Below are 22,866 nucleotides of genomic sequence, written 5' to 3'. Positions count from 1 at the left end.
AAAGTCGAGCATCGCGTTATACTTAACGTATTGTAGGGAAATATAAGCCCACTATCAGACTTTGGTTGTCTTTGAATAATATCCCAGGCATCCCCAAGTAAAGGAACGAACATATGATTTCCTACTTTTTTTCTGGGGTCTTTTCTGTCTCTTACGAGCACAGACTTTTGCTTCTCATCAATGTCATCCCACCTGATTTTACATACTTCTCCTATACGCATGCAGGTTAGTATAGAAAAATTCAGTATATCCTCATAAGGAATTTTACTTTTCCAGTGGCTGCTCCGTTTGTGTAGTGCTTCAATTAATCGATCTAACTCTTCTCGTTCTGGTCTTCTGCTGCGCCGCTGACCTTTTCCGATCAATCCCATTTGGGTTAAAATTGAACGGGCTTCATATGCGGGATTTGAAGTATAATTTATATCGTAGACAGGCTTAGCTGATTTTAATACCAGCGACAAATAGATGACATCATGATTGATGGTGGCGGGAGTGGTTCCTGTAGAATGCCGCTGCTTGCAGTGCTCAATAATATGGCTTACTGATAATTTGGATAGCAATAATTTCGATAATTCGCTACGTAATAGCGTATTTAAGACAGATTTTTTTGTTTTCCCTGCCTTTCCTCCAAGATTGGGATCATTGATATACTTGGATAATAAGTCACCAACTGTAAAATCATCTATATTGCCACGTGTTGGGATTCCATTTTGTTCAAGTTCCGCCACTCGTTTAGCACCCCACGTTTTAGCGTGAGAATGTTTTCCAAATGTGCGATTTTCTCGATATATATATTTACCTCCAGATTTAACTCCAACAGTGCATCTGTAACGTAAAGTGCCGTCTGCTCGGGACGCTTCTCTATGCTATAGTAAGCCATAATTGATATTCTCCAGTTTAGTTCTGTAACTGTATGCGGGGTGCTGGATGGGGTGCCTTAAATAAGAAAATAGCTTAAAATAACCTTAAATGCACGAAAATAAGCAAGAAATATAACTCATTTAATCAATGTAATAGTGAGTGATGGCGGGGATTAGCAATGAAATTGAGGTATTTGTTTCTTTTATTTAGCCTGTTTTTTATTGGTTGTACCAACCCCGTTTCCAACCCTAATTCGTCTCCGTTGAAGGCCGTTCTCTCTGATCCGATAATGGTCATTGCTCAGTTAAAAGATCAACTTGAGCAATGGCGGAATACGCCGTATCGCTATGGTGGCATGGATAGGCATGGTATTGACTGTTCCGGCTTTGTGTACCGGACTTTTTCTGATCGTTTTAATATTCAGCTTCCCCGGACAACAAGTGAACAAACCCAAATAGGTACACGGATAAACCAAGATGATCTGATGCCAGGGGATCTGGTTTTTTTCAAAACTGGCAGTGGAAAGAGTGGGTTGCATGTAGGTATTTACGATACTAACAATGCGTTTATTCATGCATCCACAAGTAAAGGCGTAATCCGTTCTTCTCTTAATAATGGGTATTGGCGTCGTGTTTTTTGGCAAGCTCGTAGGATGTAACGCCACTTTATTCTTCGGGTTGAGGATGTCATGCAATCGGATATTATTTATTTTTCACGCATTAGTGATAGCGGGAGTCACCGGTTTACTCTTTTTGGATGTTAACTATCCTTCTCTATTCATTATTATTTACCGGGATAAACAACCTTTTATTGCCGAAGATAGATCTGTGGCTGGTGGGTTTCAGGATGCTGCATAACACCCAAATCGGCTTGATACCATTGCTTAAGAATATCGTCACGCAATACCTCTTGTGGCGTGCCGGAAGCCACTAATCGGCCTTTATGCAACAGGATAATTTTATCGGCATAAAGTGAAGCCAGGTTCAAATCATGCAGTACACAACAGGCAGCAATGGGATGCTGTCGTGTCAGTCGGTGAACCAATCGCAATGTATGTTGTTGGTGATAAAGATCCAATGCTGACGTGGGTTCATCCAAAAACAGACAAGATTCGGTAGGTTCAGGATGCCAAAGTTGAGCTAAAACTCTTGCCAGTTGCACCCGTTGTTGTTCCCCCCCAGATAATTGCTGATAATTCCTGTTTCTCAGTTCTTCACACTCTGTCAAAGCAATCGCTTCATCAATGGCGGTTCTTTTGTGGGTATTTTCATGGGGAACACGTCCCATAGCGATGACTTCCTCTACACTAAATGGAAAGGAGAGGGCGCTATATTGCCGCATGACGGCACGAATGCGAGCCAGTTGCTGAGTTGGCCAGCGGGAAATGGGCATTCCTTTTAACAGACAGTCTCCCGAACTGGGTAGGATATAGCCGGTCAATAGACGTAACAGTGTTGATTTCCCCGCCCCGTTTGGGCCGATAATTGCGACAACTTCTCCCTGACGCAGGGAAAGGGAAACATCTTTGATTATCTGGCGCTGCCCGATGAAATAATTTAAATTTTGTGCTTCAAGTAAATTATTTGACATGATCGGTTCCATTATGAACGGTCTTTTGATGGCTTAAGAATGAGCCATAAAAAATAGGGGGCACCGATCAAACCAGTGATAAGGCCTACTGGCATTTCAGCAGGAGAAACTAATGTTCTGGCTAATGTGTCGGCTTTTAACAGAAGACAGGCACCACCCAGGGCAGATATCGGCAGTAGCCAGATATGATCCCCTCCAAATCGTTGTCTGGCAAGGTGTGGGATAACTAAGCCGATGAAACCAATGACACCGGTCAAAGCAACGGCACATCCAACTAACAAGGCACTTAACAGCAATAATTGATATTTGGTGCGTTGGACATTAATGCCTAAATAGTGCGCTTCTTCATCACCCAGTTGCAGCAAATTGAGTTTACGTGACTGACTGATTGTCAGCATACAAACAGGGATAATGAGTGACGTAGCAATCGCCAGGGTTGGCCACTCTATTTGACTGAGTGAACCCATCATCCAAATGGAAAATTGGCGTAATTGTTGGTCGTTACTGATATAGCTCAATACACCAATAAATGACGAACACAGTGCATTAATGGCGATGCCTGCAAGGAGTAGCTTTGACAGGTTGCCGTGGTTATATTTGTTGAGAATGAATATCAGGGATGATACCAATAGACTGCCAATAAAAGCGGCAATAATATGTCCGTACAATGCAATGCTGGCAGGTAGGGCGAAAGGCAACACAATAAACATTGCGACGGTAAGTGCTGCACCACTACTGATCCCTAATAATCCAGGATCGGCCAGAGGGTTACGAAATAACCCTTGCATTACGGCACCAGATATCGCCAGCGCGCCTCCAACGAGGATTGCTAGCAAAATACGTGGAAGGCGAATGTTTAACCATATCTGCCACTGTGGGTCGTCCAAAGAGGACTCCCACAGTGTTTTAAAAGAGAGTGGCAATGCCCCCATATTTGCTGAACTAATAGCCAGAAGGAACAGCAACAAACTCAGTACTATCACACCGAGACTGGGGGAGCGGGAATGGCTCATTGCACCTTCTCCGCAGCATTACGGACTTGCTTCATCACAGCAGGCGTTTGCAGACCAAACCCGAGCAGACCCATTTCATCAACAATCACGACCTGTTTTTTCTTTCCTGCCGGTGTGAAACTTAACCCGGGAAGCTGCCAAACTTTATCCATCCCGCCCAACGTTTTTAGCCCTTCGGTGCTGAGCAATAGTAAGTCCGGCTTGCTGGCAATAACACCTTCTTGAGATAAAGGCCGATATCCCTGGAAGCCTTGCATCGCATTTTTTGCACCAATGGCACGAATAATGTGATCGGCTGCTGTTTTCTGACCAGCCGCCATTGGCATGATGCCACCATGACTCATGACAAAGACGACTTTGGCGGAAATATCTGACGTAGCGATATCTGCGAGTTGTTGCCGGTATTGGGCAATCAATGCTTCACCACGTTTTTCCTGGTTGACCGCCCTGGCGACGGTCATGATTTTTGCAGGAACGGCTTCTAACGAGGTTTCGCTGGTAACTTTAATGACTTTTACACCGGAATCTTCGACTTGCTTGAGTGCCAGGGAAGGTTGAGCAGACTCACTTGCAATCACCAGTGATGGGCGCATAGATAGAATCCCTTCTGAATTCAACACCCTCATATACCCGATATCGGGTAAGGAAAGCAGTTCCTTGGGATTTTGGCTGGTACTGTCCCTTGCGACAACATGCTGTCCTTCGCCAAGTGCAAAAATAATTTCAGACACATCGCCACCAATGGTAACAATGCGTTCAGCAGAGAACACATTGAAAGAGGTGGCAAGCATAAATGTTAGAAGCCATTTTTTCATGCTACACAAGTTTCCTGTTCTGGTTGCAGTTTAGGTAAAGCAGCAATTTGTTCACGCCATTGGGCTTGCTCAGGAGTCCCTTCAGTGCGTTGGCCATATAACTGTGCGATTTGGTTGCCATCGGCGTCAAACAACTCAAGGCTGGTAACGAAACCACAATCGGTGGGTTTACGGGTAACCCAGCTTTCTGCGACGGCACTTTCAATCAGGTGCAGAGTGAAATTGCGGTTGAAAATATTGAGCCACTTCTGGGAAGAGTTTTCTTCCTGATAAGGCATCAGACGTTCCAGTTTACCCGTGAAAATCTGGACACAACCACGGTTTCCGACAAAGATCATGATTTCGTTTTGATCTTTATGGGCAACTTCAACAAGTTGAGTGAGTGCTGAATTATCCACACGATAAGCTAAATCATCTTTCACTGCGTTGAAAATCTGCTGGCGGTTTAGATTGTGGCGTTTCATCATGATGAAGAACTGATGAACATCCGTCATGGCACGCCATTCTTCATCTAACTGTACTTTCAGTTGTTCCGTAACTTCTGCATGTTCAGGCACTTCTTCCGATTGAATTTCCAGCGCGGGATTTTCACTGGTCTGATATTTTTCGATCAGTGCACTCCATGCAACCATATCGGTGTTACTGGTGGCATAGACTTTATGCAATGCATAGCCTTGACGGTCAAAGAATTGAATGCTGTGACGCACGCCATTTCTGGCGGGTTCAACCAAAGAGAAAATGCTGCTCCAGTGTTCGAAGAATAGACGCAAGTCAAGCTCACGTGGATTAAGGATCAAACCAACATGTGGGCTAAATTTGGTATTTTCGTAGCGGCCAATATGCTCATGAACGGCAAAGTCATTACGGGTAATCGCCTTGGTTTCGCCAACTGCTGCCAGTTCCTGAAGCAGGGTAGGAGCGTCAATATTCAAACGTTCTGCATCGATACCGACACGGCTATGCAATAACTCTCCTTCGCTAACGTTAAGGTAAGCCGCCAGATCGCGTGCATATTTAGCTTTGTTTTCTGCCTTGGCTTGTAGGTAACGTTCATAAAGTGACTGATTCACAGTTGCTGGCTCCTTAAAAAGCGGTGTTTAAAAACAATTTTGTTCTAAAATCGGGATAATAATTTGTTTATTCTTTTACCACTGGTAGCTTACAAACAGTTTGGCATTACGGCCATGCTGTGGTGCTCCCAGCAATGAGTAAGCGGGATCGAGGAATACACCATTGAGGTGCCCGGTGTCAGTGCCTTGCCGAATACCATCAACAAGCGTCAAAACCCCTTTTTGGGTGTAACCCCGAATGCTGATATCTTGTCCATTGGCGCGGCCAATACCAGCAACATCAACGCCCGGAATATTGCGCAGTAAATCATGTGCGTTGCCTGCAGCCTGGTTGCTGGCAGAATTGCCTTCAATGACTGTAACCAACATAGGGGCTTCAAAGCTGTCACGTTGGTTGCCAGTGGCGTAGACAGTTACAGTAGTATCTTTGGAAGATTTCTCTTTCTTGGAATGTACTGTTTCCGAAGGTACTGATGTGGCATACGCAGAAGATAAGCTTACGAAGATGAGTACACTTAATGTAGACAGTTTCAGGTTTAGTGATTTAATTAAAGTCATGCAAGTCAATTTCCATGGTGAAATAGCGTGTTCCTGTGGACACAATTAACGGATATATCACTGTTATTCAGCAGTGAGTTTGTTAGATTTTTTATTGCGCCAGAGTTGACCATTAATGCAATTGATTTCATTGAACAGAAATTATTCTGATATTGAGAATAATTATCGTTTCAATGATGGTTAACTTCAAGCTCTTTTTTCTATGTCTGAAACTTTTAGTTAACATTTTGGCTTTAAAATATTTTTTTCGGATTATTGGCTCCCGGGAGTTGGGGGGAGCCAAAATAAGGAAAGGATTCAGGAACGATTTTTCATGGCTTCGTCAAGAATATTGATAAATTTTTCCGTATCTTGCCAGCCGAGGCATGGATCGGTAATAGATTGGCCGTATGTCAAAGTTCCTCCCTGGATAACTTTTTGAGTTCCTTCGACCAAAAAGCTTTCAGCCATAACACCAGCAATCGCTGTTGAGCCGGATTGGATCTGTTCACCAATATTTTTTGCTATATCCAATTGACGATGATGAATTTTCTGGCAATTAGCGTGGCTGCAATCCACAATCAGACGTTCAGGTAAGTGAAATTCACGTAATTTATGGCAGGTTGCTGCAATATCTTCAGCACTGTAATTCGGCTTTTTTCCACCACGCATAATAATATGTCCATAGGGGTTGCCACGGGTTTGATAAATAGTCATCTGACCGTTTTTATCTGGGGACAAAAACATATGCTTGGCTCGTACCGCACGTATTGCATCAATAGCGATAAGCGTATTACCATCCGTCCCGTTTTTAAAACCCACTGGGCATGACAAGGCAGAAGCCATTTCCCGGTGAATCTGGCTCTCTGTTGTTCTGGCGCCAATCGCTCCCCAACTGATTAAATCGGCAATGTATTGACCAGTGACCATATCCAGAAATTCTGTCGCCGTCGGGATACCTAATTCATTGATATCAATTAACAGCTTACGGGCAAGGGAGATCCCTTTATTAACTTGGCAAGAGCCGTCCAACATGGGATCTGAAATCAAGCCTTTCCAACCAACAACGGTTCTCGGTTTCTCAAAGTAAGTTCGCATCACGATTTCTAGATTTTGCTGGTATTTTTTGCGCAGGGCGCATAAGCGAGAGGCATAATCAAGGGCGGCATCAGCATCATGAATGGAACAGGGACCAATAATGACCAATAGACGTTGATCCTCGCCTGTTAGGATCGATTCAATGCGCTTTCGTGACAACGTCACATTTTGTAAGATTTTGTCTGATATAGGATATTGTTCTGCAAGCGCTTTAGGTGTGATCAGGCTATTAATGCGGTGGGTTCTTAACTCATCTGTTTTGTACATATACTTTCTCGGATTCTACTTCATATTGTGACAAAGTCTGGAATAACTGGGGGATCACAATAACTCAACCCCCAGTAAATTCAACAGACAATCATGATATTTACGCGAGAAAGTGTCGTGAATAAATATTGTTAAACATGTGATGTTTTGAAATCAGAACATACGACGTTTTAATCCCATGCTGTCAATAATTTTGGCTGAAATCTCTTCGACAGAATAATTAGTGGTATTCAGGTAATTGATCTTATTTTTTCGAAATAAAGCCTCAACTTCAGCAATTTCAACCCGACATTGTCGTAATGAAGCATAACGGCTATTTTCAAGCCGCTCTCTACGGATAGCAGCAAGCCTTTCTGGGCTAATCGTCAGACCAAATAATTTATGCTGAAAGGATTTTAAAGCGGCGGGTAACTGCAAATTATCCATATCATCTGAGGTAAAAGGATAGTTTGCAGCCTGAATACCAAATTGCATGGCAAGATAGAGGCTGGTGGGGGTTTTTCCACACCGAGATACGCCAAGTATAATGACTTGAGCCTGATCAAGATTACGTAATGAAATACCATCATCATGAGCGAGAGTGTAATCAATAGCAGCAATACGTGCATCATATTGCCCCAAATTTTTTTTCGATAAGCCGTGAGTTCGGTGTAATTCGGGTTTGGGTTCCAGGCCAATTTCTTGCTGTAATGGTGCAACTAATGTTTGAACAATATCCTGACAAAATCCGTTACTGCGAGTAATAATGCTTTTCACTTCATCCGAAATGATGGAATAAAAAACTAATGGCTTGATTTGGGTTTGCTGATATATCGCGTTTATTTGATCTCTGACTTCTTCTGCTCTGGCTTTGCTCGTCACGAAAGGTAAGGTATAGGAAGTAATAGTAATTGGAAATTGGGATAACACGGCATGGCCTAATACTTCTGCGGTGATTGCCGTTCCATCAGAAATAAAAAATACGCTGCGTTCCAGTATTTCATTTTCCGCTGTTTGGGAAGGATGGATTTCTATCATTGTCTCTCTTCTTTTATCGTTATGCCCTTAGGATTTTTTCCAGAAGTATACCCGTAAAAAAATAATATTGTTGGGTTGATCGATTCACCTTTCTATATCTGGCAAGACAATGTGCTAGGCTATTTTCTGCTGTGAAGTGCAGCTTTAATTTTCCGATTTGTACCTCCGAATGTAAAAAAGGATAGTTTCTAATGTCCAATAGTGGCCTCACCCCAAGCAATGTGCTCTGGTATAACCAATTAGGCATGGATGACGTTAATCGGGTTGGTGGTAAAAACGCCTCGCTTGGCGAGATGATCACCAATCTGGCTGAACTTGGCGTGTCTGTTCCCAATGGTTTTGCGACAACTGCACAGGCATTTAATGATTTTCTGGAACAAAGTGGTGTGAACCAGCGTATTTATCAATTGCTGGATGAAACCAATGTTGACGATGTCAATCAGTTGGCTAAAACTGGCGCACAGATCCGTCAGTGGGTGATTGATACGCCATTTACGGCTCAACTTGAAAAAGATATTCGTGATGCCTATCTGCAATTGTCTGAAGGCGAGCCTGATGCCTCTTTCGCCGTGCGTTCTTCTGCAACCGCAGAAGATATGCCGGATGCATCTTTTGCTGGACAGCAAGAAACTTTCTTGAATGTGCAGGGCATTGATGCGGTGATGGTGGCTATCAAGCATGTCTTTGCATCACTTTTTAATGATCGTGCCATTTCTTACCGTGTCCATCAAGGTTATGACCACCGTGGTGTTGCACTTTCTGCGGGTATACAGCGCATGGTGCGTTCTGATTTGGCCTCGTCTGGGGTGATGTTCACGATTGATACTGAATCAGGTTTTGATCAGGTTGTGTTCATTACATCAGCTTATGGTTTGGGGGAGATGGTTGTGCAGGGGGCAGTAAACCCTGATGAATTTTATGTCCACAAACCGACGTTGCAGAACAATCGCCCGGCAATAGTGCGCCGTAATCTGGGCTCTAAAAAAATACGTATGGTTTATGCAGATAGCAAAGAGCATGGCAAGCAAGTGCGTACGGAAGCTGTATCAGAGGAGTTGCGCAATCGTTTCTCTTTGGCTGACAGTGAAGTGGAAGCGTTGGCCAGACAGGCTTTGCTGATTGAGAAGCATTATGGTCGTCCGATGGATATCGAGTGGGCGAAAGATGGGCATAATGGCAAGTTATATATTGTGCAAGCCCGTCCTGAAACTGTCCGATCAAATCAGCAGGTAATGGAACGTTACCAACTCAATGAGCAAGGTAATGTATTGGTAGAAGGTCGAGCAATTGGGCATCGTATCGGCGTTGGAACAGTCAAAGTTATCCACAACCTGAGTGAAATGGATCGCATTCAAGTGGGGGATGTATTGGTTACTGACATGACTGATCCGGATTGGGAACCGATAATGAAAAGAGCCGCAGCCCTTGTCACTAATCGTGGAGGACGTACCTGTCATGCCGCCATTATTGCTCGTGAGCTGGGGATTCCTGCCGTTGTTGGTTGTGGTGATGCGACCGAACGTCTACAGGAAGGTCAACAGGTAACGGTTTCTTGTTCGGAAGGTGATACAGGTTACGTTTATCAGCATAAACTAGATTTCAGTGTTCAGAGTGCCCAAATTGATAAACTGCCGGAATTGGATGTGAAGATCATGATGAATATAGGCAATCCTGATCGCGCATTTGATTTCGCCTGTTTGCCAAATGAAGGAATTGGCTTGGCTCGACTGGAGTTTATTATTAACCGGATGATCGGTGTGCATCCTCGTGCTCTGCTTGAATATTCCAAACAGTCTCCTGAGCTGCAAGAGCAAATTAACTCGTTGATGGTTGGTTATGATGATCCGATTGAGTTTTATATAGGGAAATTAACCGAAGGGATTGCAACGCTAGCGGCAGCATTCTGGCCCAAACGGGTGATCGTTCGCTTATCAGATTTCAAATCCAATGAATATGCGAATTTGGTGGGGGGGAACAGATATGAACCCCATGAAGAAAACCCAATGCTGGGTTTCCGTGGGGCAGGGCGCTACGTTTCTGATAGCTTCCGTCAATGTTTTGCTTTGGAGTGCGAGGCGATCAAGCGGGTGCGTAATGTGATGGGATTAACTAACGTTGAGGTGATGATCCCGTTTGTGCGTACCGTTGATCAAGCGGAAGCGGTAATAGCGGAATTGGCATCTCAGGGTTTGAAGCGCGGTGAGAATGGCTTGAAAGTTATCATGATGTGTGAAATTCCATCGAATGCGTTGTTAGCAGAGCAATTCCTTCAATATTTTGACGGCTTCTCAATTGGCTCAAATGATATGACGCAATTAGCTCTGGGATTAGATCGCGATTCTGGTGTGGTATCCGAATTATTCGATGAACGTAATGACGCGGTGAAACAATTACTTTCTATGGCAATTCAGGCAGCTAAACGGCAGGGGAAATATGTTGGCATCTGTGGACAAGGGCCTTCGGATCATGAAGATTTTGCTCAATGGTTAATGAAGGAAGGAATTGACAGTTTATCATTGAATCCTGATACAGTCGTGAAAACGTGGATTGCGTTGGCTGAAAATAATTAACTGGAAATCACTCATAGCATTTAATTCAAATATAAATATAAGAGCCTGTTAAGATACTTTCAGGCTTTTATATTCTGTGTTACATGTTTTTTGGAATGCAAAAAAAAGCCTATCATGGGCTGACAGGCAAAGACTACACACAGCAATATATATACTTCATTGAACCCAGCCTATGGCGTTATAAGCTGAGACGGCAATACTCTGGGAAACATGTGTTTCGATGAACTGAATACTAATTTAATAGGTGAGTTTATTCATTAAGAATCCTCTTAATAAATAGAGATTAGGAAAAAACTTTATGAAAATAACTTTTTTGCACCAATTTTCTTGGTGGGTTTTATTTTTACGAAAAATAATTTTATATTTTAGGGGGGTGATGATATATCCATCAATTTTATAATCGCGCGAAAAGATAGTATTTTCGCGCGATTATTTAATTATTTGACGTGCTTTTTCCCGAAATGTTTTTCCATATCTGTCATATTTCCTTCGGGTTTAGGAACTTCATTCATCCATGCCAATAGTAAACTGTAAGAAACAGCCAATACAACAGGCCCAATAAATAGCCCAATGACACCCAATGACAGGATCCCGCCGATGACACCAGTGAGAATTAATACCATAGGTAAGTCAGCACCAAGACGGATCAGGAAAGGGCGCAGGACACCATCCATGGTGGTTAATACCAGGCTCCAGATAATTAAAATTGTTCCCCAGGTTGTTTCTCCCGTCCAATAAAGCCATGCGATAGATGGAACGAGAACAAGCAGAGGCCCTAACTGGGCAACACAGCATACAAACATGAGTACTGTCAATATCATTGGATACGGAATGCCGGCAATTGCTAACCCAATTCCGCCCGCGATGGCTTGAACCAATGCCGTTACCACCACGCCAAGAGCTACGGCGCGGATCGATCGGGCAGCCAGCAACACTACGGCATCACCCCGTTTGTCTGCTAACCGGATAGCAAAATGGCGGATACTCAGCATCACCTGATCACCCTTCCAGTAAAGTAATACACTGAACATGACCATCAGTACCAGATGGAAAAGAAAGCGTCCTGCATTAGCGGCTTGGGTAAAAAACCATGTTGCTGCTTTACCGATGTAAGGGGGAATTTTGTTGAGAAGCATGTTACTGCCATCAGCAATCAAATCCTGCCATTTAAGATATAAATCTTTGCCAATGACAGGGACTCGATTGAGCCATTCCAGTTGTGGAAGTTGGAACGAGGAAGGCGATTTTGCCCACTCAATCAATGGCGCACTGTTTTCTACCAAACTGCTGACAAGTAACGCAATAGGGATAACAAATAACAAAACCAACAGTAACGTCATGATAGAAACTGCAATCCAGCGTTTTCCCCATAATCGTTGTTGTAACTTCTCCAAGAATGGCCAGGTTGCGATAACCACCATTCCTGACCAAATAAATCCCAAAATAAAGGGACTTAAGACCCAAAAGCTGGTGGTAATGAGCAATAAAATGAAGAATAGAGCGAATAACAACTTAGGTAAATCTTGGTGTGATTGTGATTTTTCCATGAAATCATTTCTCAGGTAATTAAATAGTGTTGGCAGTAACAACGATAATTAAATATAACGTTATTTCATTGGTTGCTAAAAATCGATAAATATTGTGATATGGTTGAAAACCTGCTCAGAAACCAGAAAATTGTCTGAGTGACGTTATCCAAGATAGTATATAGATAAAGCAATGTGGATATTTATTAGAATAAGGGGCAACTAGCCAATGATCCCACGTATATCACAAGCCCCCCATGTCAGTGAACTGGCACAGAACTATTTGATTGCACTGAAAGAAGCGGGTTTTACCGGAGACACTGCCAGTAGCTATGCCGACAGGCTGACCATGGCGACAGATAATAGTATTTATCAACTGTTACCACAAGCTGTTGTATTTCCTCGTTCCAGTGCCGATGTTGTTTTGCTGACAAGAATAGCAGAAGAGGCGCGTTTTAAGACTTTGACTTTTACCCCCCGCGGCGGCGGAACGGGCACGAATGGGCAATCACTTAACCGTGGTATTGTGGTGGATATGTCCCGTTATATGAACCGCATTCTGGAAATCAACCCAGAGCAGGGATGGGTAAGGGTAGAAGCCGGTGTTATCAAAGATCAGCTTAATCAATATCTAAAACCTTTCGGTTATTTTTTCTCTCCAGAACTTTCAACCAGTAACCGTGCTACGTTGGGCGGCATGATCAATACGGATGCTTCCGGTCAGGGATCGTTGGTTTATGGCAAAACCTCGGATCATGTCCTGGGTATACGTGCAGTTTTATTGGGAGGGGAAATGTTAGATACCCGTCCTGTGAGCACAGCATTAGCGGAATCGATTGCTCAGGAAGAGAGTATAGCGGGTCGTGTTTATAAAACGGTATTGGAACGTTGCCGTGAACAACGAAAACTAATCATTGAGAGGTTCCCTGAACTCAATCGATTTCTGACGGGATACGATTTACGCCATGTATTCAGCGACGATATGCAGTCTTTTGATCTCACCCGTATTTTGACGGGTTCTGAAGGTACTCTGGCCTTCATTACCGAGGCGACACTGGATATCACTCCGTTACCTAAAGTCCGGCGACTGGTGAATGTCAAATATAACGCCTTTGATTCTGCCCTACGTAATGCTCCCTTTATGGTCGAAGCCAAAGCACTCTCGGTTGAAACGGTAGACTCTAAGGTACTGAACCTGGCGCGCGAAGATATCATCTGGCATTCAGTGAAAGAATTGATTACTGACGTGCCTGATAAAGATATGCAAGGCCTGAATATTGTCGAATTCAGTGGTAATGATGAACAGAAAATTGATCAGCAGTTGCAGGAGCTTTGTTTACGCCTTGATGAATTGATGGAAAAAAATCAGGCGGGCATTATTGGCTATCAGATATGCCATGATTTGATGGATATTGAGCGCATTTATGCCATGCGGAAAAAATCCGTCGGATTGTTAGGCAACAGTAAAGGTTCTGCTAAACCCATTCCCTTTGTCGAAGATACCTGTGTTCCTCCTCAACATCTTGCCGATTATATCGCTGAGTTTCGCCAGCTTTTGGATAATCACAAACTGAATTACGGTATGTTTGGGCATGTAGATGCAGGTGTTTTGCACGTGCGTCCTGCGTTGGATATGTGTGATCCTCAGCAGGAAATTTTGATGAAACAGATTTCTGATGAAGTTGTTCATTTGACGGCCAAATATGGCGGTTTGTTATGGGGAGAACATGGAAAGGGTTTTCGGGCAGAATATAGCCCTGCCTTTTTTGGTGAGGCTTTGTATAACGAACTGCGTCGCATAAAGACGGTGTTTGATCCACTCAATCGACTCAATCCGGGGAAAATCTGTCCACCCATTGGCGTCGATGCTCCTATGATGAAAGTTGATGCAGCCAAGCGCGGGACTTACGACCGTACCATTCCTGTTAATGTAAGGAGAGCATTTCGCGGCGCGATGGAATGTAATGGTAATGGATTATGCTTCAATTTCGATGTCAGAAGCCCGATGTGCCCGTCAATGAAAATCAGTCAGCATCGCATACATTCTCCCAAAGGCAGGGCGACCTTGGTGAGAGAGTGGTTGCGGCTTTTGACAGAACAAGGGGTTGAACCTAAATTGCTGGAGCAGGGGCTGGAGCAAGCGCGCCCCAGTTTGCGGGGACTGATAGAAAAGACGCGCCATAGTTGGCAAGCGTGGCGTGGTGAGTATGATTTTTCGCATGAGGTCAAAGAGGCAATGTCAGGTTGTTTAGCCTGTAAAGCTTGTTCAACCCAATGTCCGATTAAGATTGATGTTCCTTCGTTTCGTTCCCGTTTTTTAGCGCTTTATCACAGCCGTTACTTGCGGCCATTGCGTGATCATATTGTTGCTAATGTTGAGTCCAGCACGCCAATGATGGCAAAAGCGCCGCGAGTATTTAATTTTTTCCTGAAACAACCGTGGGTACAAAAAATCAGCCAGTACACCATTGGCATGGCCGATCTGCCGTTACTCTCCTACCCGACATTGCAACAGCAACTGGCGGGGCATTATGCAGCAAGGACAACGCTGGAACAGCTGGAAAGCGTGTCATCATTACAGCGTGACCAATATGTGCTGATTGTCCAGGATCCTTTTACAAGTTATTACGATGCTAAAGTGGTCACCGATTTTGTATTGCTGGCAGAAAAGTTGGGGTATAAGCCTGTTTTACTGCCATTTTCACCCAATGGAAAAGCACAGCACGTTAAAGGATTCTTGCATCGATTTGCCAAAACCGCAGGAAAAACGGCTGGCTTTTTTAATCGAATAGCGCGCCTGAATATTCCTATGGTAGGTGTCGATCCTGCTTTAGTTCTGTGTTATCGGGATGAATATAACGCGATTCTGGGTGAACGGAGGGGAGATTTTAACGTTCAGTTGGTACATGAATGGCTAATCAGCATTTTGCCGGAAAAAATGTCACAAGCGAAAAACGAGGGTTCAATGTTCAGAGACGACTGGTATCTGCTTGGGCACTGTACCGAAGTGACAGCATTGCCTAATAGCGGCAAACAATGGGCTGATATCTTCTGCCATTTTGGTCATCAATTGAATCATGTCAATGTCGGGTGTTGTGGCATGGCTGGTACATATGGCCATGAAAAGAAAAATCTGGAGAGATCTATTGGCATCTACAATCTTTCATGGGCACCAGCACTGAAAAATCTATCCTTAGAACATTGTCTGAGTACCGGGTATTCGTGTCGCAGTCAGGTGAAGCGTATAGAAGGAAAACTGCTTAAACATCCATTACAAGCCCTATTGGAGATAATGTCGTGATTTGGAAACGTAATATAGATGTAAATACACTTAATCAATTTAACGGTGAGTGTATGGTAAGACATGTAGGGATCGAATTTACTCAGCTTGGTGATGATTTTATCGAAGGAACAATGCCCGTCGATCAACGAACTAAACAACCCTTCGGGATCTTGCATGGCGGGGCATCGGTGGTATTAGCTGAAACACTCGGCTCGATTGCCGGTTATCTCTGCTCGGAAGACGAACAGAAAGTGGTGGGCGTAGAGATTAATGCTAACCACCTTAAATCTGTTCATGAAGGCATGGTTAAAGGGATTTGTAAACCTGTCCATCTTGGCCGTTCACATCAGGTCTGGCAGATTGATATCTATAATGATCAGCAACAATTATGCTGCACGTCTCGCCTGACAACGGCAGTTTTATCTTAATTATCCTACCTGTTATGTTTTTGTTCCTGTCAGTATTTGGCTGGCGGGAACAGTCGGACGATATCAATCCCGCTTTGATTACTACGAATAAGATAGAATAGTTTTGCTAAGTAGGCTATTAATTAACCATAAACATGCAAGCATCATTTTCAGGAAGCACGTATGAAGCGATTTTTAACTGTTATCGGCATGTTCTTGATTGGCATGTTGTCGTTAAGTGGATTGACTCATATCGCCCATGCTATCGAGTACCCATTGCCTCCTGCTAATAGCCGTCTGATTGGCGAAAACTCTGCCTATATTGTGCCCGATGACGGACGTCCGTTAGAATTCATTGCGGCCAAATACCAAATAGGATTATTGGCGATGTTGGAAGCAAATCCTGGCGTTGATCCCTATTTACCTAAACCTGGCACTGAGTTAATTATTCCATCACAGATGCTGCTGCCAGACACTCCCCGCCGGGGAATTATTATCAATCTGGCCGAACTCAGGCTCTATTATTTCCCCGAAGGGAAAAATTATGTCGTTGTGTACCCTATTGGAATAGGTCAACTTGGGCGTAACACGCCGACTATGACAACGTCAGTCAGCCAGTTGATCAAAAACCCGACATGGACACCAACCGTTAATATTCGCAAGGATTATGCTAGTCGGGGAATTATTTTGCCTGCCGTAATACCTGCAGGTCCAGATAATCCAATGGGAGATTTTGCCTTACGTTTGGCCGCCGGACGTGGTGAATATCTGATCCACGGTACAAATGCGAATTTTGGCATTGGTATGCGTGTCAGTTCAGGATGTATTCGTTTGCGACCTGATGATATCGAAGCGCTGTTTCAGACTGTTCCACGAGGAACACGAGTTCAAGTCATGAATGAACCAGTGAAATATGCCATAGAGCCAGATGGTAAGCGCTATGTGGAAGTTCATCAGCCACTTTCTAATAAAGAGGCTGATGATCCGCAAACAATGCCAGTTCCACGTTCTGAAGGTTTAGTGGAGTTCGTTAATCATCGTGAAACAGATGAATTCCTTGTTGATCAGGCTATTATTCGTCGTGCAGGAGTGCCAGTGCAGGTAAATATAGAGCTGACTACAAATAGCCAGGCAGAAAAGGCGATTTTAAGGTCAATTGAAGATGTGGCCGGTCCCGAAATTAAACCAGCTAAAATACCGCCGTTAAACCAACCAAGGCCAATTTATCAACCTGAAACCTGAGAAATTGGGAAATATAGGGCGGCAGGCCGAAATAGAAATGGCGTACAGTGGTACGCCATTTGTTATCAACAATTTCTACCTACTATAAAGATTATTTCTTGTATGAACGAACTTGGTTATCAAGGCGCTGATTCGCACGAGCAGCTTCGTCTCTGGCTGATTGTACATCAGAACGAATAGAACTGAGATCACTGCTCAACTGGTCAACTTTAGAACCGAGAGTTTGAACCTGAGAGGCGAGTTGTTCAACTTTAGTTGCGCTTGAGCAACCCGCTAACAGAGTAGAAGCCAGAATTACTGCACCAAATACAACTTTAGTACGATTCATTACATTACCCTCTAGATTAAGTTAATCTCCAAGTAGCCATCTAAGTATTACACAAACTATTTTAGAAAGAGAATAAATTTTTGCTACGAAAAAAATTCCGCATAAACAATAGAGTGACTTATCTGTTTAATTATTTTAATAATAAAAGGATAATTGAATCAATATTGTTAAATTAACATGAATTATTGTTATATAGAAGATCAGCAGCTTTAAACATATACTCGATAAACTTCAAGCTGCAACCCGCAAGACGACGCGAGGCCTTATATTTCCCCGCTGCGTGGAAAAATATAACACGCATCTTGAGGTTGGATTGGTATAATTGAGTGAAGATAGTAAAATATTCTTGTATTGAGCAACAATTTGAAAGAAGAATATTAATTTTTGACGCTCACTATGATGATGGTGCACCATAGAAATATATAAGAAGCCCAATTTGCATAATACAAATATGGGCTTCTTTATGATCCCAGTACTGCCCACATTTAGACAGCACAGTTATTTAACTTATTTAATCTTATAGCACGTGAACAGAGGAAGTGTTTGTGGTGCCACTGGGTACTAATGCACCGGATACCATGACAACGATATCCCCTTTGTGTGCCATACCACTTGCCAATGCAGCTTCTTTACCAATACGATAAAAATCATCGGTAGAGGCGATTTCTTTGACAATCTGAGTGGAAACACCTTTGACCAACAGCAATTGGCGGGCAGTGATTTCATTCGTTGTCAATGCAAGGATTGAGGCATTAGGGAAATACTTGCGGATAGATTTTGCAGACTTACCGCCATAAGTTGCTACCACAATCAGTGGAGATTCCAATTTTTCTGCAATTTCAACCGCGCCACGGCACACTGCTTCGGTAACGCGCAGCTTCTGAGTCCTGGTATGTTCAATTTTGCTGCCCATAACGCGATCTGTACGTTCACAGATTGTTGCCATGATGGAAACGGCTTCAACAGGATATTTTCCTTTCGCACTTTCACCAGAAAGCATTACCGCATCTGTACCGTCTAAGATAGCGTTGGCAACATCGCCGGCTTCGGCGCGGGTAGGGCGTGGGTTTTTGATCATTGAATCCAGCATCTGAGTGGCAGTGATAACAACCTTACGAGCTGCATTACATTTTTCGATCATCATTTTTTGCGCGAAGATAACTTCTTCTACCGGGATTTCAACACCCAGATCGCCACGGGCAACCATGATACCGTCAGACGCTTCGAGAATTTCATCGAAGTTATTCAGGCCTTCCTGGTTTTCGATTTTAGAAATGATTTGGATGTGTTCGCCGCCATGAGCTTTCAGGTGCTCACGGATTTCCAGTACATCGGAACGTTTACGGATAAAAGATGCTGCAACGAAATCCACGCCTTGCTCACAGCCGAAGATCAAATCCTGTTTATCTTTTTCTGCCAGTGCAGGCAGGTTGATAGAAACATTTGGCAGGTTAACGCCTTTGTTTTCCCCCAAGTCACCGTTGTTCAATACGTCGCAGACGACCTCAGTCGCAGTAGTTTCTTTAACTGTCATGGCGATCAAACCATCATCAACCAATAGGGTGTTGCCTGGTTTCAGATCTTCTGGCAAACCGACATAAGTCACAGCGACACGCTCTCGATTGCCAATAACAGATTTATCTGTTGTAAAGGTGAAAGTTTGGCCTGCGGTCAGGGAGACGTCATTGCCATCTTCCAGCTTCATGGTGCGGATTTCAGGACCCTTAGTATCCAGTAGGATTGCGGCTTTTTTGCCAGTTTTTGCTACGACCGAGCGAATGTTTTTAATGCGCTGACCATGCTCTTCGTAGTCACCGTGAGAAAAGTTCAGGCGCATCACATTCATACCAGCATTAAGCAGTTCGGTCAATTTCTCTTCGGATTCTGTTTTTGGCCCGATAGTACAAACAATTTTGGTTTTTTTCATGACAATCTATCTACTGATTTTAATGGATTAAAAGAGTGAATCGTTAGCCATTAACATTTATGCCCGCATCATCTGATGTTCTGAGTTGCGCAACATAGTGAAAAATAGCTAGCAATAGAAAATGAATAGTAGTAAGCGTCAAATAGTTTTTCAGCGTGAAGTTCGGTATGTGCAGATATACGGATTGAGTGCGACTAATCATCTGTAATTTTTTCTGGATTCGGTAAATTAATTAGCTGAAACCATTCAACTTATGACGTAAGCGTATTATAGAGACTAATTTCTGTGAAATGAATCAAAAAATAGTGCTTGAAAGGATTTCCATACAGAAAAGAGGAGATAGACATGGTTCATGATTAAAGAAATCAAGTTGTTGCGCAAATAAAACGTAATTGAGTTTTTAGTACACAGGTAGACTGGATAACAATCTAGCTCATCAGTACAAAAGGGTATTGGAATGAAGAAAATCGGAAAAAGGTAACTGGTATAAGCAAGATGAGAAGCGATGAATTAGATATGGTGCGTCCGAGTGGACTCGAACCACCGACCCCCACCATGTCAAGGTGGTGCTCTAACCAACTGAGCTACGGACGCACATCAAGATTCTATTTTCTGCCAACCGAATATTTGGTGCGTCCGAGTGGACTCGAACCACCGACCCCCACCATGTCAAGGTGGTGCTCTAACCAACTGAGCTACGGACGCAATCTAAATTTCTGTGGCTGACAACGGGGACGAATATTAACGGGCACTGAGCCTTCTGGCAAGGGGAAAAATGCAAATTCTTGTTCAACTGCTCGCATTTACGTCTTTTAGCATGAATTCGCAGCTTTTTCCCCTTGCATTGATTAACCTAATATATTGAATTAACGAGTAGAACGTTTCAAAACATAATGGGCTGGCTGTTTTTGTGTCCATAAAATGCGGTAACCCATCATGAATGCTGATGCGGTTAAACCGATAATAAACCCAATCCAGAAACCCTGTGGTCCCATCGGCTTAGTGACATAATCAGTCAATGCCAGAATATAACCACTAGGCAGCCCTAAGAGCCAATAAGCAATAAAAGTGATAAAGAAAATAGACCGTGTATCTTTATACCCGCGCAGTACTCCTGATCCAATGACCTGTACCGCATCAGAAAGTTGGTAAATAGCTGCAAACAACATCAAGTGGGAGGCAAGAAGAACGACCTCAGGATTATCGTTGTACATAAAAGCAATGTGTTTGCTAAACAGTACCGTGAAGGTCGCTGTCATACAGGCAATAATTAAGCCAACAATAATACTCGTATACGCGGATATCTTAGCGCCTTCTGTTGATTTTTGGCCCAGGCTGTAGCCAACGCGAATAGTGGCAGCTATCCCCAATGACAGCGGGAACATAAACATCATGGAGCTGAAGTTGAGTGATATCTGGTGCCCTGCAACAGCCACAACGCCGAGCGGAGAAACCAACAACGAGACGACAGCAAACAGAGTAACCTCAAAGAACATCGCTAAAGCGATAGGCAGGCCAAGCAGTGCAATACGTTTTTGCGTATGCCATTCAGGACCCACAAATTTGTTGAATGTTGGGATATCTTTTTGGGAAGGCGAGTGCTTCACATAGGCAAGCAGCAACAGGAACATAACCCAGTAAACGGTTGCCGTTGCAACACCACAACCGACACCTCCCAGTGCAGGTGCACCAAATTTACCGTAAATAAAAATATAGTTAACGGGGATATTGACCAGTAGTCCGGAAAGACCTATGACCATTGCGGGTTTGGTTTTCGATAATCCTTCACATTGACCCCGTAAAACTTGATAAAACAGATAACCTGGCGCTCCCCACATGATAGCATGGATAAATTCCGTGGCTTTTTGTGCCAATACAGGATCGACGTTATGTTGTGCTTCTATAATAAATCGGCTGTTATACAGTATTGCGATGGTCAAGATAGAGAGGAAGGTTGCAAGCCAAAACCCTTGCTGGATTTGACCTGCAATATTTTTTCTCTGGCCAGAGCCATTCATGTGTGCCACGATTGGCGTCAAGGCGAGCAATAAACCTTGGCCAAACAGAATGGTTGGCAGCCAGATTGATGTGCCAACCGCCACTGCTGACATTTCAACAGCACCAGCTTTACCAGCCATGACGGTATCGACGAAACCCATCGCAGTTTGTGAAAACTGTGCGATGACGATAGGGATCCCTAGAGCGAGCAAACTACGCGCTTCATTTAAATATTTCTGCACGTACTACACCTTTTTTGATTGAAAATTAACGAGAAAAACAAGAAATATTTTTGCGAGCAAACGATGTTAATGGAAAATATATCGCTTATAAGCTGCCATATTGTATAGGACTCATTTTATTAATCCAATCATTGCGCGATGTTTATACTCAACATGATTGAAGCAACACTCAACAGAAACTAAAATCAACCAAAATAATGTATTAAATAAAATGATATTTAAACAGAGTGATTTTTAAACGAAATGATGTTTAAACACCATGCTGTTTAAAAGAGGTGGGTGGGTTAAACTAATCCGCCAGATGAAATTATTAAAGAGGTTCCCATGTTTACAGGTATCGTTCAGGGAAAAGCACCGATAGTTGCTATTGATGAAAAAATGCATTTTCGGACCCATGTTGTTAAATTTCCGGCTGAATTATTACCCGGAATTGAAACGGGAGCTTCTGTTTCCCACAACGGTTGTTGTCTGACTGTAACTAATATCGACGGTGATTTAATCAGTTTTGATTTAATGAAAGAAACATTGCGTCTGACCAACCTTGGTGAACTCAGGGTAGGTGATTTAGTTAATCTGGAAAGGGCTGCTAAATTTGGTGATGAAATTGGTGGGCATTTGATGTCCGGTCATGTTATTACAACAGCAGAAATTGCCAAGATCTTCACTTCTGAAAATAACCATGAAATATGGTTTCGAATTCACGATAGACAGTTAATGAAGTATATCCTGCATAAAGGATTTGTTGGTATTGACGGCATTAGCCTAACGATTGGAGATGTAGTCAATAATCGCTTCTGTGTTCATTTAATTCCAGAAACATTGGAACGTACAACTTTGGGCAAAAAACGTCTCGGTGAAAAGGTTAATATTGAAATTGATCCACAAACCCAAGCGATTGTAGATACCGTTGAACGGGTTATGGTTCAGAAAGAACAAGAAAAATTATTGTTACAGATTGAAGAACAATAAAACAATCTTTCTAGATTCGATAAAACACGAAAGCTACAGAAATATCATTTCTGTAGCTTTAGGAATTCCATTATGGGGAGTTATCTAACCCGAATTCTGCTTAAGC

16 protein-coding genes, 2 tRNA genes and 2 pseudogenes are annotated in these 22,866 nt (G+C 43.1%); 6 read left to right on the top strand and 14 right to left on the bottom strand.

Annotation, left to right across the window (positions count from 1 at the left end; translation table 11 throughout):
* Positions 1 to 880: pseudogene (locus ABLA76_RS15590) on the bottom strand (tyrosine-type recombinase/integrase); the annotation flags it as partial.
* Positions 881 to 1,039: 159 nt separating this feature from the next.
* Between ABLA76_RS15590 and ABLA76_RS15585 the strand changes: the two are divergent.
* Positions 1,040 to 1,519: an NlpC/P60 family protein gene (locus ABLA76_RS15585; RefSeq protein WP_348988618.1), complete on the top strand. Its 480-nt coding sequence runs from the start codon at positions 1,040 to 1,042 to the stop codon at positions 1,517 to 1,519.
* Between the two features lie 149 nt (positions 1,520 to 1,668).
* Here the strand turns inward: ABLA76_RS15585 and ABLA76_RS15580 are convergent, their stop codons facing one another.
* The 7 genes and pseudogenes from ABLA76_RS15580 to ABLA76_RS15550 all read right to left on the bottom strand — a co-directional run bounded on the left by ABLA76_RS15580 (position 1,669) and on the right by ABLA76_RS15550 (position 8,226).
* Positions 1,669 to 2,451 carry a heme ABC transporter ATP-binding protein gene (locus ABLA76_RS15580; RefSeq protein ID WP_348988617.1) on the bottom strand — a complete coding sequence of 261 codons (783 nt, stop codon included), beginning with the start codon at positions 2,449 to 2,451 and terminating at the stop codon, positions 1,669 to 1,671.
* 11 nt (positions 2,452 to 2,462) lie between these two features.
* Positions 2,463 to 3,464 (bottom strand): iron ABC transporter permease, encoded by a 1,002-nt coding sequence (locus ABLA76_RS15575; protein WP_348988616.1) that lies wholly within the window; start codon positions 3,462 to 3,464, stop codon positions 2,463 to 2,465.
* Positions 3,461 to 4,279 carry a hemin ABC transporter substrate-binding protein gene (locus ABLA76_RS15570; RefSeq protein WP_348988615.1) on the bottom strand — a complete coding sequence of 273 codons (819 nt, stop codon included), beginning with the start codon at positions 4,277 to 4,279 and terminating at the stop codon, positions 3,461 to 3,463. The genes ABLA76_RS15575 and ABLA76_RS15570 overlap by 4 nt, the downstream gene beginning before the upstream one ends.
* Positions 4,276 to 5,349, bottom strand: a complete 1,074-nt coding sequence (locus ABLA76_RS15565) for a ChuX/HutX family heme-like substrate-binding protein (protein WP_348988614.1) — start codon at positions 5,347 to 5,349, stop codon at positions 4,276 to 4,278. The genes ABLA76_RS15570 and ABLA76_RS15565 overlap by 4 nt, the downstream gene beginning before the upstream one ends.
* A gap of 141 nt (positions 5,350 to 5,490) precedes the next feature.
* Positions 5,491 to 5,907 (bottom strand): annotated as a pseudogene (locus tag ABLA76_RS15560) (TonB-dependent receptor plug domain-containing protein); the annotation flags it as partial.
* 297 nt (positions 5,908 to 6,204) lie between these two features.
* Complete coding sequence (locus tag ABLA76_RS15555; protein ID WP_348988613.1) at positions 6,205 to 7,251, bottom strand: 3-deoxy-7-phosphoheptulonate synthase; 1,047 nt, start codon at positions 7,249 to 7,251, stop codon at positions 6,205 to 6,207.
* A gap of 153 nt (positions 7,252 to 7,404) precedes the next feature.
* Positions 7,405 to 8,226: a pyruvate, water dikinase regulatory protein gene (locus tag ABLA76_RS15550; RefSeq protein ID WP_285811625.1), complete on the bottom strand. Its 822-nt coding sequence runs from the start codon at positions 8,224 to 8,226 to the stop codon at positions 7,405 to 7,407.
* Positions 8,227 to 8,459: 233 nt separating this feature from the next.
* Between ABLA76_RS15550 and ppsA the strand changes: the two genes are divergently transcribed.
* A complete protein-coding gene (gene ppsA / locus ABLA76_RS15545; protein WP_348988612.1) occupies positions 8,460 to 10,838 on the top strand; it encodes a phosphoenolpyruvate synthase in 2,379 nt (792 codons plus the stop codon).
* Between the two features lie 437 nt (positions 10,839 to 11,275).
* Here the strand turns inward: ppsA and ydiK are convergent, their stop codons facing one another.
* Entirely contained in the window at positions 11,276 to 12,385 is a 1,110-nt protein-coding gene (gene ydiK / locus ABLA76_RS15540; protein WP_348988611.1) for an AI-2E family transporter YdiK, read from the bottom strand.
* 208 nt (positions 12,386 to 12,593) lie between these two features.
* On the opposite strand from ydiK, the gene ABLA76_RS15535 reads away from it, so the two are divergent.
* From ABLA76_RS15535 to ABLA76_RS15525, 3 genes are all read left to right on the top strand, one after another.
* Positions 12,594 to 15,665 (top strand): FAD-binding and (Fe-S)-binding domain-containing protein, encoded by a 3,072-nt coding sequence (locus ABLA76_RS15535; protein WP_348988610.1) that lies wholly within the window; start codon positions 12,594 to 12,596, stop codon positions 15,663 to 15,665.
* Positions 15,662 to 16,075, top strand: a complete 414-nt coding sequence (locus ABLA76_RS15530) for a hotdog fold thioesterase (RefSeq protein ID WP_348988609.1) — start codon at positions 15,662 to 15,664, stop codon at positions 16,073 to 16,075. The genes ABLA76_RS15535 and ABLA76_RS15530 overlap by 4 nt, the downstream gene beginning before the upstream one ends.
* A gap of 162 nt (positions 16,076 to 16,237) precedes the next feature.
* Positions 16,238 to 17,296, top strand: coding sequence for a L,D-transpeptidase family protein (locus ABLA76_RS15525; protein WP_348988608.1), 1,059 nt, complete (start codon positions 16,238 to 16,240; stop codon positions 17,294 to 17,296).
* A 91-nt stretch (positions 17,297 to 17,387) separates the two neighbouring features.
* Here ABLA76_RS15525 and ABLA76_RS15520 read toward each other — a convergent pair whose 3' ends face one another.
* The 5 genes from ABLA76_RS15520 to ABLA76_RS15500 form a co-directional block, all read right to left on the bottom strand.
* Positions 17,388 to 17,624: a major outer membrane lipoprotein gene (locus ABLA76_RS15520; protein ID WP_047770169.1), complete on the bottom strand. Its 237-nt coding sequence runs from the start codon at positions 17,622 to 17,624 to the stop codon at positions 17,388 to 17,390.
* Positions 17,625 to 18,141: 517 nt separating this feature from the next.
* Positions 18,142 to 19,551 carry a pyruvate kinase PykF gene (pykF, locus tag ABLA76_RS15515; RefSeq protein WP_348988607.1) on the bottom strand — a complete coding sequence of 470 codons (1,410 nt, stop codon included), beginning with the start codon at positions 19,549 to 19,551 and terminating at the stop codon, positions 18,142 to 18,144.
* A 517-nt stretch (positions 19,552 to 20,068) separates the two neighbouring features.
* Positions 20,069 to 20,145 (bottom strand) — tRNA-Val (locus tag ABLA76_RS15510).
* Between the two features lie 34 nt (positions 20,146 to 20,179).
* Positions 20,180 to 20,256 (bottom strand) — tRNA-Val (locus ABLA76_RS15505).
* Positions 20,257 to 20,417: 161 nt separating this feature from the next.
* A complete protein-coding gene (locus tag ABLA76_RS15500) occupies positions 20,418 to 21,791 on the bottom strand; it encodes an MATE family efflux transporter (protein ID WP_348988606.1) in 1,374 nt (457 codons plus the stop codon).
* A 324-nt stretch (positions 21,792 to 22,115) separates the two neighbouring features.
* Between ABLA76_RS15500 and ABLA76_RS15495 the strand changes: the two genes are divergently transcribed.
* Positions 22,116 to 22,760: a riboflavin synthase subunit alpha gene (locus ABLA76_RS15495; RefSeq protein ID WP_348988605.1), complete on the top strand. Its 645-nt coding sequence runs from the start codon at positions 22,116 to 22,118 to the stop codon at positions 22,758 to 22,760.
* The last annotated feature ends 106 nt before the right edge of the window (positions 22,761 to 22,866 follow it).

It is taken from the genome of Xenorhabdus sp. SGI240 (assembly GCF_040081915.1).
In the GTDB taxonomy this organism is placed as follows: domain Bacteria; phylum Pseudomonadota; class Gammaproteobacteria; order Enterobacterales; family Enterobacteriaceae; genus Xenorhabdus; species Xenorhabdus bakwenae.
This window is presented reverse-complemented; position numbering and strand designations above follow the sequence as displayed.

Bases quoted from the DNA above. Each gene is read 5' to 3' on its own strand.
- ABLA76_RS15585 (WP_348988618.1), top strand. From the start codon at position 1,040: ATGAAATTGAGGTATTTGTTTCTTTTATTTAGCCTGTTTTTTATTGGT.
- ABLA76_RS15580 (WP_348988617.1), bottom strand. From the start codon at position 2,451: ATGTCAAATAATTTACTTGAAGCACAAAATTTAAATTATTTCATCGGG.
- ABLA76_RS15575 (WP_348988616.1), bottom strand. From the start codon at position 3,464: ATGAGCCATTCCCGCTCCCCCAGTCTCGGTGTGATAGTACTGAGTTTG.
- ABLA76_RS15570 (WP_348988615.1), bottom strand. From the start codon at position 4,279: ATGAAAAAATGGCTTCTAACATTTATGCTTGCCACCTCTTTCAATGTG.
- ABLA76_RS15555 (WP_348988613.1), bottom strand. From the start codon at position 7,251: ATGTACAAAACAGATGAGTTAAGAACCCACCGCATTAATAGCCTGATC.
- ppsA (WP_348988612.1), top strand. From the start codon at position 8,460: ATGTCCAATAGTGGCCTCACCCCAAGCAATGTGCTCTGGTATAACCAA.
- ydiK (WP_348988611.1), bottom strand. From the start codon at position 12,385: ATGGAAAAATCACAATCACACCAAGATTTACCTAAGTTGTTATTCGCT.
- ABLA76_RS15535 (WP_348988610.1), top strand. From the start codon at position 12,594: ATGATCCCACGTATATCACAAGCCCCCCATGTCAGTGAACTGGCACAG.
- ABLA76_RS15525 (WP_348988608.1), top strand. From the start codon at position 16,238: ATGAAGCGATTTTTAACTGTTATCGGCATGTTCTTGATTGGCATGTTG.
- ABLA76_RS15520 (WP_047770169.1), bottom strand. From the start codon at position 17,624: ATGAATCGTACTAAAGTTGTATTTGGTGCAGTAATTCTGGCTTCTACT.
- pykF (WP_348988607.1), bottom strand. From the start codon at position 19,551: ATGAAAAAAACCAAAATTGTTTGTACTATCGGGCCAAAAACAGAATCC.
- ABLA76_RS15495 (WP_348988605.1), top strand. From the start codon at position 22,116: ATGTTTACAGGTATCGTTCAGGGAAAAGCACCGATAGTTGCTATTGAT.